Consider the following 15,195-nt stretch of genomic DNA (forward strand, 5'->3'; position numbering starts at 1 on the left):
CAAATGAGGCAGTATTTTTTATGATTTTACAGGAGCTTTTTTGAGAATGATATCTATGCATTTGTTTACGTCACCTGCGCCAATAGTTGCAATAATGTCTCCTTTTTTAGCCTCTTTTACTACATAACAGGCAATATCATCAAAATTACTTATATACTCACAGTCAATTCCAATTTCTTTTAGTTTCAAATAAAGCTTTTCAGATGTAATTCCAAAAATATTTTTTTCACGTGCGGCATATACATCTGTGACAATAACCTTGTCAGCTAATTTCAGGCTCTCAGCAAATTCGTTCAAAAGAGTTTTAAGCCTTGAAAATGTATGCGGTTGGAATATGGCAAGAACCTTTCCTTCAGAGATCTTTTTCAGGGTAGCAAGTGTTGCCTTGATTTCGGTGGGATGGTGAGCATAGTCATCATAGAGGTATATTCCATTAAACTCTCCTACCTTTTCAAGCCGGCGGGAAGCACCGCAAAATTCAGAGAGAGCTTGTTCAATTGTGAGACTTTCTACCCTCAACTTTGATGCAACTGCAAATGCAGCGAGCGCATTATAGACGTTATGAAAACCAGGAATATTGAGTTTTATATGAGCTAAAATCTCATTGTTATTGTTTTTAACGTCAAATTCATAATATCCGTCATTGCAACTGATATTGTCGGCAAAAATGTCAGCTTTTTCTTTTGTAGATATACAAACTACCTGTGTGTGAAACTTACTTATAATATCTTTAACATTTTTATCGTCACAGTTTGCTACTAAAAACCCTGAAGTTGGAATTTTCTGTGCGAACTTTTTAAAAGAGTTTTTTATTGAATCTATGTCTTTGAAATAGTCCAAATGGTCATTGTCAATGTTTAAAATAACTCCAATTGTAGGGTTGAACTTTAAAAAACTATCTACATATTCACATGCTTCAACAACAAGATAATCTTTTGAACCAATCACAAAATTTCCACCGAGTTGTTTTACAAATGCACCTACCAAAATTGTAGGATTATAATTTGCTTTTTTTAGGATGTAACCAATCATAGAAGTTGTGGTTGTTTTTCCGTGTGTACCTGCGATTGCAATGACATTTTTAAAATTTCTCATCAAAAGCCCTAAAAATTCTGCCCGTTCATAGATTTTCAGATTCATCCTCTTTGCTGCTAAAAGTTCGGGATTGTCTTTTGAAATTGCCGCGGTATATATCACAGTTTCATCGCCGTGTATATGACTTTCATCATGACCAATATATACATTTATTCCATTTTCTCTTAGCATTTTTGTAGTAGCGCTTTCTTGAATGTCAGAACCTTCAACACAAAAACCTTGGTTTTTGAGTATTAAAGCAATTGCACTCATTGATATTCCACCAATACCTATAAAAAAATATTTGTTCATTTTAAAAAAACTTACCTCCAGCCTGAAAATTTCAATATTGAAATACTTCTACATTCTATATTATACTTCTTTTTTGCTTGGCTTGTTAAAAATTTTTATAAGGACTTTCCTATCTTCTCACAAACTAAACATACTATTATTTGTAACACTTAAAATTATCCTGTTTTAAAATAATTCCAAAAATAATTCCATTTTTGCAACTTAAAATCATTATGCTTTATTGCTATAAACAATAAATCTTCATCGAAGAGACATTTACCTGCTCTTTTTTTGTTATCCTTGTTCAACAAAATTTCGCACATTTTATACAAAATATGTATTGATTTCGTCCAAATTAGCTGCTATATTTTTATTTATAGCCGAAATCGATTACGTACAAATCCAAATCAAAGAGAAAAGGATGAGGAAGATGAAGTACACAATAAAAGACATAGCAAAGATAACTGGCTATTCTGTTGCAACAATTTCAAGGGCGCTGAGCGGTAAAGAAGGAGTAAGCGAGGAAAAAAGAAAAGAAATCTTAAAAATTATAGACCAACTTGGATATATTCCAAACCAGAGCGCGAGAAGGCTCAGAAGTAAAGAGACCAAAAATATTCTGGTGATGATACCTGATATAGAGAACTACTTTTTCAACAAGCTAATAAAAGGTATTGAGACAGAGGCGCGCGAAAAAGGTTACAATATCATCCTTGGTGATTTTTCAGATTCTCAAGAAATTGAAGAAGAATATTACAGGATGATGAAAGGACAGATAGCAGACGGGATTTTGATTGTTGGAAGTTTGAGCGAGCCTCAAAAGGTTGTTGAAATATCAAGACAGTTTCCGATGGTTGTGATTTCTGACTATTTTTCTGATGAACTTGTTACTGTGTGCGTTGACAATTTCAAGGCTTCATATGATGCCACAATGTTTTTGTACAAATGTGGATATCGAAGGATTGCAAAAATAACCGGAAAAATTGGAGCGATGTTGTCTCAAGACAGATTAAAAGGATATAAAATGGCACTTGAGAATTTAGGATTAGTTAGCGATGAAAAATATATAAAGTATGGTGACTTCAAGTACGAAAGTGGCTACAAGCTTGCAAAAGAACTTTTAAAAATGACACCTGCTCCAGATGCTATCTTTTGTTCAAATGATGAGATGGCAGTTGGTGCGTGTGATGCGGCAAAAGAACTTGGCTTTTCAATTCCCGATGAGCTTGGAGTTATGGGATTTGATGATATTGAGCTTTCATCAATGGTGACGCCTAAAATTACCACAGTTCATCAGCCCCGATATGAAATGGGGAAGCTGGCTGCACAACTTTTGATAAACATTTTAGCAGGAGAAGAAGTTTCAAAAGGCAAATACATCCTTGACACTTCAATAATTCAAAGAGATTCGACCAAAATGCAAATATCACAAAATAAATAGCTTTTTTTAAAAACCTATTGACAAATTGAACAAGATATAATATATTTTATTTAGCGTAAACGATTACGATAGGCATCAAAAATAATTGCCTGGTCTAACAAAAAGTATTTAGAACCAGACCAGGCATAAAAGTGGTATTATCCCATAATATGGGATAATATACAACTCCCCATTCTATATTATACCATAAACTTACTAAAAGGAGGTATTTTTAAATGAAAAGATTTATTGCTGTGGTCATTTTAATTGCGATGAGTGTTGGCTTATTTTTAGCTTTTGGCCCTGCTGATTCTAATGCCGCTTCTAAAAAGCAGGTCACAATCACCTATGTGCGTGGCAAGGACGAAACTCACGCTACAGAAAAGATTATCAAAGAGTTCATGAAGAAAAACCCTGACATCAAGGTAATCTACAAAGAAAACCCATCTGACACAGGTCAAAATCATGACCAGCTTGTGACAGTACTGAGCGCTGGTGGTTCTGACATTGACGTGTTTGACATGGACGTTATCTGGCCAGCCGAGTTTGCTCAGGCAGGCTACACACTTCCTCTTGACAGGTTTATAAAGAGAGACAAAATTAATTTAAACGATTATATCAAAGGAACAATTGATGCTGCAAGGTTCAAAGGTCAGATGTGGGCATTTCCAAGATTTATTGATGCAGGACTTCTTTATTACAGAAAAGACATTGTTCCTCAAAATGAGCTTCCAAAGACATGGGATGATTTGATTAAAGTTGCTAAAAAGTACAAGGGTAAAAAGGGTACAAAATATGGATTTTTGATGCAAGCAAAACAATATGAGGGTCTTGTTTGTGATGCGATAGAGTATATTGCTTCATATGGCGGCAGAGTTGTTGATGAGAGTGGAAATATAGTGGTGAATAACAAAGGAACAATTGATGGACTTACCATGATGAGAAAGGTTATAACATCCGGGATTGTTCCACCAAACGTGAATACATTTACAGAAATTGAAACACATACTGCTTTCATAAACGGTCTTGCAGTGTTTGCAAGAAACTGGCCTTACATGTGGGCAATGGTCAATGGTCCACAGTCAAAGGTAAAAGGAAAAGTTGGAGTTCTTCCACTTCCAGCAGGTTCAAAAGGTTCAGCTGCAGCTCTTGGAGGCTGGATGGTTGGTATTAACAAATACACAAAAAATCCTGAAGCTTCCTGGAGACTTTTGAAGTTCCTTGTACAAAAAGAAGGACAGAAACTTATGGCTATTTACAACGGAAATGTTCCTGTTTACAAACCACTTTTCAATGATAAAGATGTTATAAAAGCTAATCCGCTAATAGGCGATAAGAAGTTTGTTGAAGCTATTTTAGCTGCTGTTCCAAGACCTGTATCACCAATTTATCCAAAGATTTCAGATGTTATGCAGATTGAGCTTTCAAATATTGTAAATGGCAAGAAAGATGTAAAGACAGCTGTCCTTGATTTAGACAAGAAGTTAAAAGAGCTTGTAAAGACTCAAAAATAAAAGGCAATTCTTAATATTGTGAGTTGGCAGGCTTAAAATCCTTTTAAGCCTGCCAATCAAGTTTAAAGGGGAGGGAAAAGATGGACAGAAAGGAAAAACTGTTTGGATATTTGTTTTTACTACCTGCGGTTTTGATATTTATCTTTGTTGCAGTAATTCCTCTTGTGCAGGTTTTTGTCTTCAGCTTATTTGACATTCAGCTCAACAACCCAACAAAAAGCGAGGTTTCTCTTTCATACAAGATAGATGTTGAAAACTATGCCAACACTCTTTTTACAGCTTCTTCGATAATTGATGGTATCAATATTGAGTCTTTAAATGATAGTCAAAAAAAGACAATTGCCAGAATAAAATCTCTATTGCCTATGATGGAAAAAAGCATTTTTAACACAAAGACCAGAATTGACAGGCTCAACAAGGTAAATGACCTTTTAAATAACTTTCAGCCGGTAGATAGCAAGCTAAAATATCTACCAGTGGCTGCTAAAGAGATAAATCAATATAATGCATATGTAGATAAAATTATAAACCTTACAAACTCTTTGCCAAACACGCAAGAGATGAATGATTTAAAACAGGCAATTTTAGCGTTTGACCAGGTGATAGTTAAACCAAACTTTGTTGGTCTTCAGAACTATAGCTACTATCTAAAAGATTCAAGGCTTTTCTCAGCCGTAAAAAATACACTTTTGTTCACAGTTGTAACAGTATTTTTTGAACTTGTTTTTGGTCTGATGCTTGCAGTTGTTATGCACAAAGTAGCAAACCTGAAAAATGTTTTCAAAAGCATTGTTCTTTTGCCCTGGGCTATTCCAACAGTTATATCAGCTTTGATGTGGAAGTTTATGTATGACGGTCAGGTTGGCATCTTGGCAAAGTTTTTTGCAGACATTGGACTTATCAAAAGCCCGGCAGACCTTTTATCAAGCACTACAAACGCAATGATAGCTGCAATGACAGCCGACATCTGGAAAACAACACCCTATATTGCAATTTTGCTTGTTGCAGGACTTCAAACAATTCCGGAGTCGCTGTATGAAGCTGCAAAAGTGGATGGAGCAAATGCGGTGTATCAATTTTTCAGGATTACACTACCGATGTTAAAACCAACCATACTTGTTGCCCTGCTTTTTAGAACTTTGGATGCATTTAGAGTATTTGACCTGATTTATGTTTTGACTGGTGGCGGACCTGCAAACTCAACAGAGACAGTCTCTATCTACACTTACAAAACTCTATTTAACCAGCTTGACTTTGGAAGAGGTTCGACTTTGGCAGTTTTGATTTTTATAATGGTGACAATCATAAGCTTTATCTATATAAAAATCCTTGGCGCTGAGGTATTCTCACATCAAAAGAGGTGATAGGATAAAATGAAAAACAAGAAGAAACTGACAGGCGAAAAGATTGCAAAGATTGTTATGAACATAATAATTGTGCTGGCACTGATTGTAATTTTGTTTCCTTTTTACTGGCTACTTCTTACATCAATAAGACCAAAAAGTGAAATATTCAATATTTCATCCCTGATAACGCTAAAGCCTCATATTGGCAACTACAAGATGGTGTTTACCGAAAGACCATTTGCCAGATACATTTTAAACAGCTTTGTAATTGGTCTTGAGACAACAGTTATATCAATTGTGATTGCCAGCTTTGCAGCATATGCAATTGCAAAAACAAATATCTCACCTAAGATAAAAAACCTTGTTTTGAGTCTTTCATTGGCTGTTTCAATGTTTCCACAAATTACAATTGTATCTCCTATTTACGTTATGGTAAAAAACTTAGGGCTTAGAAACAGCTTTTTTGGGCTTTTGATTCCATACACCACATTTTCACTGCCACTTGCAATCTGGTATCTGACAACATTTTACCAGGGTGTCTCTCATGAAATTGATGAAGCAGCAAAGATTGACGGGTGCAACACATTCCAGATTTTTTATAAAATTATAACGCCTCTCATAGCACCGGGAATATTCACTGCAGCGATTTTAATTTTTATCTCTGCATGGAATGAGTTTTTGTTTGCCCTGGTCATCAACACAGACGATATCTGGAGAACAGTATCTGTTGGAATTGTCATGTTCCAAGGACGATTCACAATTCCTTGGGATGAGATTTCAGCAGCTGCAATTGTGGTAATGATTCCGCTTGTGCTTATGGTATTTGTATTCCAGCAAAGGATTGTGTCGGGTCTTACTGCTGGTGCTGTGAAAGAATAAGAATTTGTAGGGGCTATTCTGAAAGGAGTTTTTGAAAACCTCAACAGAGGTTTTTGACCTTTTAGCCCATTTTGATATCAATTTTAGGATGATGGGAGGCTTAAACAAACGAGTATTATTAGTGAGATGCTGCTTGTATGCTCTTTGTCTTTATGGTATAATTTTAAACAGAAGAAAAAACTATAGCTGGATAAAAATTAATTATAAGGATGAAGTAGATGCAGCAGAAAGTACCGCATAACCAGTATGATTTGACGTTCAAAAGATTATTTCAATTCAAGGAAGTATTTTTAAACTTTTTAAGGAGCAATATAAATAGAGAATGGGTAAATAGAATAGATGCTGAGAGTTTAGAGTTTGTTGACAGGAGTTTTATTAAGGACGAGTTTGTAGAAAAAGAAGCAGATGTCATATATAGAGCAAGATTAGAAGATACGGACATATACTTTTATGTCTTAATAGAACCACAATCCACTGCAGACAAAAGTATGCCGAGAAGATTGTTTGAGTATATGAGCTTGGTATGGAAAAGACACATGGAAGAGAAGGCAGATGAGTTATTTCCGCCAATTGTTCCGATAGTGCTGTACAATGGTAGAAGCAGCTGGAACATACCGACCCAGATATTTAAAGGTTTTGATATATTCAAGGATGATATGTTTAACTATATCCTGGTTGATGTAAACAGGCTTGATGATGAAAAGCTAAGAAGTAGGTTAGACCTTTTAAGTATTATTCTTTATTTAGAAAAGTCAAGAAGAAATGCAGAGGAGTTTGTAGAAAAGCTCAGTGAAGTGTCAGAATATGTTTGTAAGTTACCACAGCCGCAGCTAAAAGTGTTTTGTTCATGGCTGCTCAGGATAGTAAAACCGCAGGTGAGAGAGGAGATGAAAAGCAGAATAGATGAATTATTGGAGAAGATAGAAGCTGAGGGGGTGGAAGATGTGGGTGAGTTTATATTCAATGTTCAGCAGCTGATACAGGAGTATTACAAAGAGGCAGAAGAAAAAGGCAAAGAAAAAGGCTATGAAGAAGGCATACAGGAAGGTATACAGAAAGGTATACAGGAAGGTATACAGCGAAAAGAAGAAGAAATTGTTAGAAGGCTTATTCAAAAAGGGTTTGATGATAATTTTATAGCTGAAGCAACTGGAGTTGAGATTGAGAGGATAAAGAAGATAAGAGAAGAATATACGAAATATTCTTAATTTTCCTTTGCTATTTTCAAATATCTGTGTTATAATAAAAGCAACAAATTCAAACTTTCTCCAAAACAAAGGCGTTTTGGGGCGATGAGCTTCAAAGCGCCTTTAATTTTTTTGTAAAACTTTTTTCAGGGGGGTTTTGCAAGATGCAGGTTGTATTGACTATCTTGGGTGCGTTTGCGCTATCAGTTGTATTTTCTGTTCTGATTTTAAAAATTTTTGTTGACAAAACACTTTCAATTTTGCATGGCAAGAACAACCTCAACGCAATTGAAAAGCTCTTTTTGAAACCTGTGAAAGACTGGGCAGCATCTTTTCAAGGTTTTCTAAGTGAGATATTTAAAGAGATCGACCTTGCGTACAACAAGATTTTATCAGTTGCTTATGACATTGAATCAAGCGCAGAAAAGAACCAGCAGCAATCCAATATTGTGCTAACAAATAGCAAGGACATTCAAACTTCTATATCAGGGCTTCTGGTAGGCTTGAAGCTTGTTCTCCAGCACATTGAAAGCGCATATGAAAATGTCTCAAGCCTTGAAGAATTCATGACTCATTTCAAAGAAAAAAACCAGAATATTCAGGAGGACATTCAAAAACTGCTTGCTGAGGTTTCAACCGATTTGGAAAGTATGGTTTCAGAAAATACAGCATACACCCAGAAAATGGCAGACCAAATAACCAAGCTCAAGACTGTTTTCAAAAAGGTAGAAGATTTTCTTGGCACAATTGTGAAAATTTCAGAGCAGATAAACATCCTTGCACTGAACGCTTCTATTGAGTCTGCAAAACTTGAGAGTGTGCTTGGCGAGAATTTCAAAACAGGCTTTCATGTAATTGCTGACCAAATCCGAAAACTTTCAAATGACACAAAATCAACTGCAGACGAGATTGGAGACTTTATCATCGAGATTTCTGGCATAGTTGATGGAATTTCAAGCCTCAGCGAGAAAAGTAAGGATATTATATCAAGGCAGGTAGAGTATGGCAAGACTACTTTCCAGAAACTAAATCAAGTATCTCAGCTTGTTGACTACATAAACAAGAAGATTTCACAAGCATCAGAAAAACTTTCTGTCCAGTACTCTATTGTGAATGACCTTAAGCACTATGTAACAAGGCTGGAAAATAGCTACATCGCTGTCGATAGTAGCACCAACAAAATTTTAAGTTCTGTAGAGGTAAGTAAAAAAATTGCAGAAAGGCTTATGCGGCTTATGAACAGGCTTGTTGACGTGTGCAGGGAGTTTGAGTCTGTCAGAAATGACATCTCAGCAAAGATCACAAAGAGAGTAGAGATAGAGGTAAACCAGCAGCGTGTTGCAGAGGCTATCGAGACCATTGAAAATGAGGTGATTCCGCAACTTGTTTTAAGCTGGCAGAAGGAGCTCAATCATAAAGAGGTTATAGACCAAAGTCTTCAAAAGTTTTCTAATATATTTGAGGCTCTGTGGACAAACAACCCTGATGGAACGTTCATCTACTCAAATCCGCCGGAGGGCATAGAAAACGCAAAAGTCAGGGAGTGGTTCACAAAGGCAATGGCAGGTCACACATATGTATCTTCTGCTTACATCTCAGCCATCACAAGAAACTACTGCATCACAATTTCTATGCCTGTATATGACGGCTTTGGCAGGCTTTTGGGTGTGATAGGTGCAGATATAAAGCTCTCAATTGTGAAATGTTCACAAACAGGTTTGTAAGGTTTAATGTAGAAAAATTTAAGCAAAAGTGCTACAATAAATGCTATGCGCCTTTTGTTAAAAAATTGACCAAAAATAAAATTGGCGATAAAATTCAAAGCAGGTGGTAAAAGGAGTTGGAAAAAATGAAAAGAATTTATATTACAGAAACCGTTTTAAGGGATGCCCAGCAGTCACTGATTGCAACAAGAATGCCTTATGAAGATTTTGAAGGAATTTTAGAGAAAATAGATAAGGCGGGGTATTATTCTATTGAGTGCTGGGGCGGTGCAACCTTTGACTCATGTCTTAGGTACTTAAATGAAGACCCTTGGGAGCGCTTGCGAAAGATAAGATCAAAAGTGAAAAACACAAAGCTTCAGATGCTTCTTCGCGGGCAAAACCTTTTGGGGTACAGACACTATCCAGACGATGTTGTGAGGATGTTTGTTCGAAAATCTATTGAAAATGGAATGGATATAATAAGGATATTTGATGCTTTAAATGATCTGCGAAACATTGAAGTTGCAGTTGATGAGACAATCAAAGCAGGCGGTCATGCACAGGGCACAATTGTGTATACCATAAGTCCAATCCATAACCTTGAGATGTACGTAAAAATCGGAAAAGAACTTGAGAGCATGGGCGTTCACTCCATCTGCATAAAAGACATGGCAGGTATCATGAGTCCTAAAGAGGCATACGAGCTTGTAAAGGCTTTAAAAGAAAATGTAAAGATACCGGTTTTCCTTCACACACACTCAACAACTGGGCTTGGGATATTGACATACCTCAAAGCAGTCGAAGCCGGTGTTGATGGAATTGATACAGCAATTTCGAGCTTTTCAGGTGGCACATCTCAGCCGCCAACAGAGACGCTCAACTATGCACTAAAGCAGATGGGGTATGATACAAACTTAGATAGCAAACTTTTAAAAGAGATAAACGACTTTTTCAAGCCTGTAAAAGACAAGTTTATAAAAAACGGAATTTTGAATCCTTTTGTTCTTTCAACAGACACAGATGCACTCATCTACCAGATTCCAGGTGGCATGCTTTCAAACCTCATTGCTCAGCTAAAACAGCAAAATGCTTTGGATAAGCTTGATGAGGTTTTGATGGAGGTACCAAGGGTAAGAGAGGATTTAGGCTATCCGCCGCTTGTCACACCTATGAGCCAGATGGTTGGGACGCAAGCTGCTGCAAATGTGCTTGCCGGTGAGAGATACAAGGTGATTTTGAAAGAGGTAAAGGCATATATAAGAGGAGAGTATGGAAAACCGCCTGGGAAAATAAATCCTGAGCTTGTAAAAGAGGTGCTTGGCGATGAGAAGCCAATTGAAGGAAGGTTTGCAGACACATTAGAGCCCGTTTTCGAAAAGACAAAGGAGCAAGTCAAAGATTTTGCAAGAAGCGATGAGGATGTTTTGTCTTACATTCTCTTCCCTCAGGTTGCTGAAGAGTTTTTGAAAAACAGAGGCAAAAAGAAAGAGTCAAGAGAAAGAAAGATTGAATATACAATAGAAGGAATATCATAAAAATTTTCTGAGCAAGAAGGTGAAATAAATGGAATACTCTACCTTAGGCGAAAGATTCATCCTTGGTCTTGAAGTGACAGTTATCGGAATGCTCATTGTCTTTGCTGTGCTTGCGCTTTTGTGCGGAATTATAAGCCTTTTATCAAAGGTTTTGCAGAGGTTCGAAAAGCCAAAGAAGGCTACCGAAAGCGAGCTTTCTTCTCTTGAAATAGACGAGACGCAGGAGTACAAGCCCGTAGAGAAGACAGGTTTTACATCTGGCGAGGTGAATGTATTGGATGCCGAGGACGAAGAGGTTGCAGCAATCTTGGCTGCAGTTGCATTTGATTCTGACATTCCACTTTCTGAACTGAAAATAAAATCAATAAAACGACTAAAAGAATAAAAAATTTTTCTGCGGAGGGTGATTTTGATTATGAAGTACATTGTAACAATCAACGGCAAAAAGTTTGAGGTTGAGGTTGAGAGGGTTTCAAATGGAAATGGTCAAGTTGATGTTTCTAAAGATTCAAAAAAAGTTTCAAACAATGAAATTTCAAAAACTATCTCTGGCGGGATAAAAGTTTCTGCTCCGATGCCGGGTAAGATTCTATCTGTCAACGTCCAAGAGGGACAGAAGGTCAAGAAAGGCGATGTGCTTTTCATCTTAGAAGCAATGAAGATGGAAAACGAGATTATGGCGCCAGAAGATGGTATGGTCGAAAAGGTTTTAGTATCAAAAGGTTCACAGGTTGCAAGTGGTGATATACTGGCAATCTTAAAGTAAAAGGGAGGATAACAAAAGATGGAGTTTTTCCATATGATAACAAAGGCAATATCAGATATTTTAACAACATCTGGTTTTGCCAAAATAACATTGGGTCAGGCAATAATGCTTGCAATATCATGCATTTTGATGTATCTTGCAATTGGTAAAAAGTTTGAACCGCTTCTTTTGCTTCCTATTGCGTTTGGTATGATGCTTGCAAACCTGCCACTTTCGTTTTTATCAAGCCACGACAAGGGCGGACTTGTGTACTATCTTTACCAAGGTGTAAAACTTGGCATTTACCCACCACTCATATTTTTAGGCGTTGGTGCTATGACAGACTTTGGACCGCTGATTGCACGACCAAGCAGTCTTTTTCTTGGCGCGGCTGCCCAGTTTGGAATTTACTTTGCTTTTATGATAGCGCTTCTTATAGGCTTTACACCGCAGGAAGCAGCATCTATTGGCATAATTGGCGGTGCTGATGGTCCAACTGCAATTTTCCTTACCACCAAGCTTGCACCGCACCTTCTTGGTGCAATTGCCATTGCAGCATACTCTTACATGGCTCTGATTCCTCTTATTCAGCCGCCTATCATGAGGCTTTTGACAACAAAAGAAGAGCGCATGGTCAAGATGGACCAGCTACGAGAGGTTTCAAAGCTTGAGAGAATAGTTTTCCCTATTGCGGTTACGATAATTGTATCTCTACTTTTGCCATCTGTTGCACCGCTGATTGGAATGCTCATGCTTGGCAATCTTTTCAGAGAATGTGGAGTTGTTGAAAGGCTTTCGGACACAGCCCAAAATGCTCTGATTAATATCATTACAATCTTTTTGGGACTTTCGGTTGGTGCAACTGCAACAGCCGACAAGTTCCTAAATCCAAAGACGCTTGCAATAATCTTTTTAGGCCTTTTGGCCTTCATATTTGCAACAGTTGGCGGGGTTGTTTTTGGCAAGATTATGTATAAACTCTCAGGTGGTAAGATAAATCCTCTTATTGGTTCTGCAGGAGTTTCAGCTGTTCCAATGGCAGCACGTGTTTCACAGGTTGTAGGACAAAAGGAGAATCCATCAAACTTTCTTTTGATGCATGCAATGGGACCAAACGTTGCAGGGGTTATTGGCTCGGCGGTTGCAGCAGGGGTTCTTTTGACGCTGTTTAAGTAGACTTTTAAATAATTCAAATATTATAAATAATGACCCACAGGAGAAGTTAATCTTCTTTTGTGGGTCTTTAATTTTTGATCTTCATCCAAAATAATTAAATTCACTTGACACATTATCTGTTAAATGATGTATAATCAAAGATATGAAAATTAAAATTTTAGAAGGTGAGGAAATTGTCTAAAAAAGACCCATTATCATTTTTCAAAAAGTTTATATTAAAACAAGGTCTTGGTAGAAAACTTAGTCTTCTTGTTGTGGGGGTTTTGCTCATACCAATTATTATAATTGACGTTATTTCAATTTCTATGTCTGTAAATTCAGTTATAAACGAGAGCAAAAAGTCATATCTTGCAGCAACAGAAGCAAACAGCCACTATTTTCAACTTGTTTTTGAAACTGTTAGAGACCTTGCTATGCAGCTTATGTCTAATGATGTAATTCAAAAGCTTTATTCAGAGTCACGACAACTAACGCTGGAAGATTATGAAAAGTACAAACTTAAAAACGATGCTGATAAGATGTTGCAAAACATATTTCTTACTAATCAGATGCTCTCGAAAGCATATATATTGGTGAACAAGGATAATTCTCTTGCTTATCCGTATTTTTCTGTGGAAGATTTGGATTTTAACAAGTTAAAATCTGCAAGCTGGTATAAAAAAATTATAGAGAAGGATGGCCCGATTTATTTGGAAAATCACCATGAAGCGCTAGATGAGCTCAGCCCAACTATTCCACAATATGCTTTTTCAGTTGGTCTTCCATTTAAGGACCTCTCATCTTCTGAGACTTTGGGTGTTTTGATGTTGGACGTTAGTTTGCTTTGGTTTAGGAATGCTCTTCAGTCCACAAATATCTCCCAGCAGGGCGGGTACATGCTTGCTGTTTCACCATCTGGAAAAGTCATTTTGCCAAGCGAATGGGAAACAACAAGAAAGCTTTCACCAAAAGCAGATACACCTTTTATAAAAAAGATACTGGCTGAGGCAAAAGGGAAAAATCCAAAAGGAGCTTTCAACACAGTATTTGACGGTAAACCATTTTTGGTTACATATTCGCGCATACCCGAGCAAGAATGGATAATTGTAAGCATGATTCCTGTTGAGATGCTTCTTAGCTCTGCAAGGAAACTTGAGCTTTTTGTGATTGTACTTACAATAATTTTCACACTTGCAGCGCTGGCAGTTGGAATTTTCTTTGCGCTCAGAATGGTAAAGGATTTAGAGCTTGTTACAAACACATTTGCAGTTGCTGAAAAAGGTGATTTGACAGTAGCATTAAATATTGAGCGAAACGACGAGATAGGATTTCTTTCACACAGTTTTAATAACATGATCAAAAACATTAAAGGGCTCATTGAAAAAGGCGTGAAGTTGAGCGACCAGGTCACAAGCTCTATTTCTACTCTTTCTACTATTGCTGGTGAGACTGCCGCAGCGTCTAACGAGGTTGCAAAGGCAATTTCTGAGATTGCAGAAGGTGCTTCAAATCAGGCAAAAGAGGCTACAAACGTTGTTGAGATAGTTTCAAAGTTTGGCGAGAAGGTAGAGACAATTGTTGATGCTTCAAATAAGATGGAGAAGCTTTCAAAGAATGTAGCTGAACTTTCAACAAAAGGAGAAAATACAGTTTCAATCTTGGATTCTGTTTCACACGATACCATGCAAATCACAGATACAATGATTTCAACAATCAACCAGCTTGCAGAATATTCAAGGTCAATTGGAAAGATTATTCAGGTGCTCTCAAGTATTTCAGAACAAACAAAGCTTTTGGCTCTAAATGCCTCAATTGAGGCGGCAAAAGCAGGCGAGGCAGGGCGTGGTTTTGCAGTTGTTGCAAGTGAGATTAGAAAGCTTGCCGACCAGTCAAAAGAGTCAACAAGAGAAGTTGAGGATATGATAAAGAGAATTGTAAGCCAGACAAAAGCTGCTCAGGATGTTGCTGATAAAGTAGAAGATGTTATTGAAAAGCAAAATGAAGCCGTCAGAAATGTTTCTTTGGCATTTTCAAGCATAAAATCTGCAATGGATGAGCTAATTGATGGCATTGAAAATATTAATCAGTCGATCTTGGCAATTGATAAAGAAAAAGATACTATTGTGAGAAGCATCGAAAATATCTCGGCAATATCACAGGAGACTGCTGCATCCTCAGAAGAGGTTTCTGCATCAACTCAGGAGCAGCTTGCTGCAATTGAAGAGCTCAGAGCTATGGCAGAAAGCCTGAATAAGCTTGCACAGGATTTAAAAGAGGCTATGCAGGTTTTCAAAGTGTAATAAAATTGTTTCACCAATTTTACAGTTTGGTTACAAATGCTAA

At 37.1% G+C, this 15,195-nt stretch carries 12 protein-coding genes; 11 read left to right on the forward strand and 1 reads right to left on the reverse strand.

The window, feature by feature from the left end:
• Positions 1-18: 18 nt before the first annotated feature.
• The gene (gene murC, locus CALHY_RS02255) at positions 19-1,386 is read right to left on the reverse strand and encodes a UDP-N-acetylmuramate--L-alanine ligase (protein WP_013402399.1); all 1,368 of its coding nucleotides are present in this window, start codon (positions 1,384-1,386) and stop codon (positions 19-21) included.
• 409 nt (positions 1,387-1,795) lie between these two features.
• Here murC and CALHY_RS02260 point away from each other — a divergent pair, with 409 nt between their 5' ends.
• The 11 genes from CALHY_RS02260 to CALHY_RS02315 all read left to right on the forward strand — a co-directional run bounded on the left by CALHY_RS02260 (position 1,796) and on the right by CALHY_RS02315 (position 15,152).
• A complete protein-coding gene (locus tag CALHY_RS02260) occupies positions 1,796-2,806 on the forward strand; it encodes a LacI family DNA-binding transcriptional regulator (protein ID WP_013402400.1) in 1,011 nt (336 codons plus the stop codon).
• Between the two features lie 215 nt (positions 2,807-3,021).
• Positions 3,022-4,299 carry an ABC transporter substrate-binding protein gene (locus tag CALHY_RS02265; protein ID WP_013402401.1) on the forward strand — a complete coding sequence of 426 codons (1,278 nt, stop codon included), beginning with the start codon at positions 3,022-3,024 and terminating at the stop codon, positions 4,297-4,299.
• Between the two features lie 80 nt (positions 4,300-4,379).
• A complete protein-coding gene (locus CALHY_RS02270) occupies positions 4,380-5,663 on the forward strand; it encodes a carbohydrate ABC transporter permease (RefSeq protein WP_013402402.1) in 1,284 nt (427 codons plus the stop codon).
• 9 nt (positions 5,664-5,672) lie between these two features.
• On the forward strand, positions 5,673-6,524 hold the full coding sequence (locus CALHY_RS02275) for a carbohydrate ABC transporter permease (protein WP_013402403.1): 852 nt from the start codon (positions 5,673-5,675) through the stop codon (positions 6,522-6,524).
• 218 nt (positions 6,525-6,742) lie between these two features.
• A complete protein-coding gene (locus CALHY_RS02285) occupies positions 6,743-7,732 on the forward strand; it encodes an Rpn family recombination-promoting nuclease/putative transposase (RefSeq protein WP_013402404.1) in 990 nt (329 codons plus the stop codon).
• A 143-nt stretch (positions 7,733-7,875) separates the two neighbouring features.
• The gene (locus CALHY_RS02290) at positions 7,876-9,435 is read left to right on the forward strand and encodes a methyl-accepting chemotaxis protein (RefSeq protein WP_013402405.1); all 1,560 of its coding nucleotides are present in this window, start codon (positions 7,876-7,878) and stop codon (positions 9,433-9,435) included.
• Between the two features lie 125 nt (positions 9,436-9,560).
• Positions 9,561-10,952 (forward strand): oxaloacetate decarboxylase subunit alpha, encoded by a 1,392-nt coding sequence (locus CALHY_RS02295; protein WP_013402406.1) that lies wholly within the window; start codon positions 9,561-9,563, stop codon positions 10,950-10,952.
• Positions 10,953-10,980: 28 nt separating this feature from the next.
• A complete protein-coding gene (locus CALHY_RS02300) occupies positions 10,981-11,337 on the forward strand; it encodes an OadG family protein (RefSeq protein WP_013402407.1) in 357 nt (118 codons plus the stop codon).
• Between the two features lie 30 nt (positions 11,338-11,367).
• Positions 11,368-11,718, forward strand: a complete 351-nt coding sequence (locus tag CALHY_RS02305; RefSeq protein ID WP_013402408.1) for a biotin/lipoyl-containing protein — start codon at positions 11,368-11,370, stop codon at positions 11,716-11,718.
• 18 nt (positions 11,719-11,736) lie between these two features.
• On the forward strand, positions 11,737-12,873 hold the full coding sequence (locus tag CALHY_RS02310) for a sodium ion-translocating decarboxylase subunit beta (protein WP_013402409.1): 1,137 nt from the start codon (positions 11,737-11,739) through the stop codon (positions 12,871-12,873).
• A 173-nt stretch (positions 12,874-13,046) separates the two neighbouring features.
• Positions 13,047-15,152, forward strand: coding sequence for a methyl-accepting chemotaxis protein (locus CALHY_RS02315; RefSeq protein ID WP_013402410.1), 2,106 nt, complete (start codon positions 13,047-13,049; stop codon positions 15,150-15,152).
• Positions 15,153-15,195: the final 43 nt, after the last annotated feature.

This window comes from Caldicellulosiruptor hydrothermalis 108 (assembly GCF_000166355.1).
In the GTDB taxonomy this organism is placed as follows: Bacteria; Bacillota; Thermoanaerobacteria; order Caldicellulosiruptorales; family Caldicellulosiruptoraceae; genus Caldicellulosiruptor; species Caldicellulosiruptor hydrothermalis.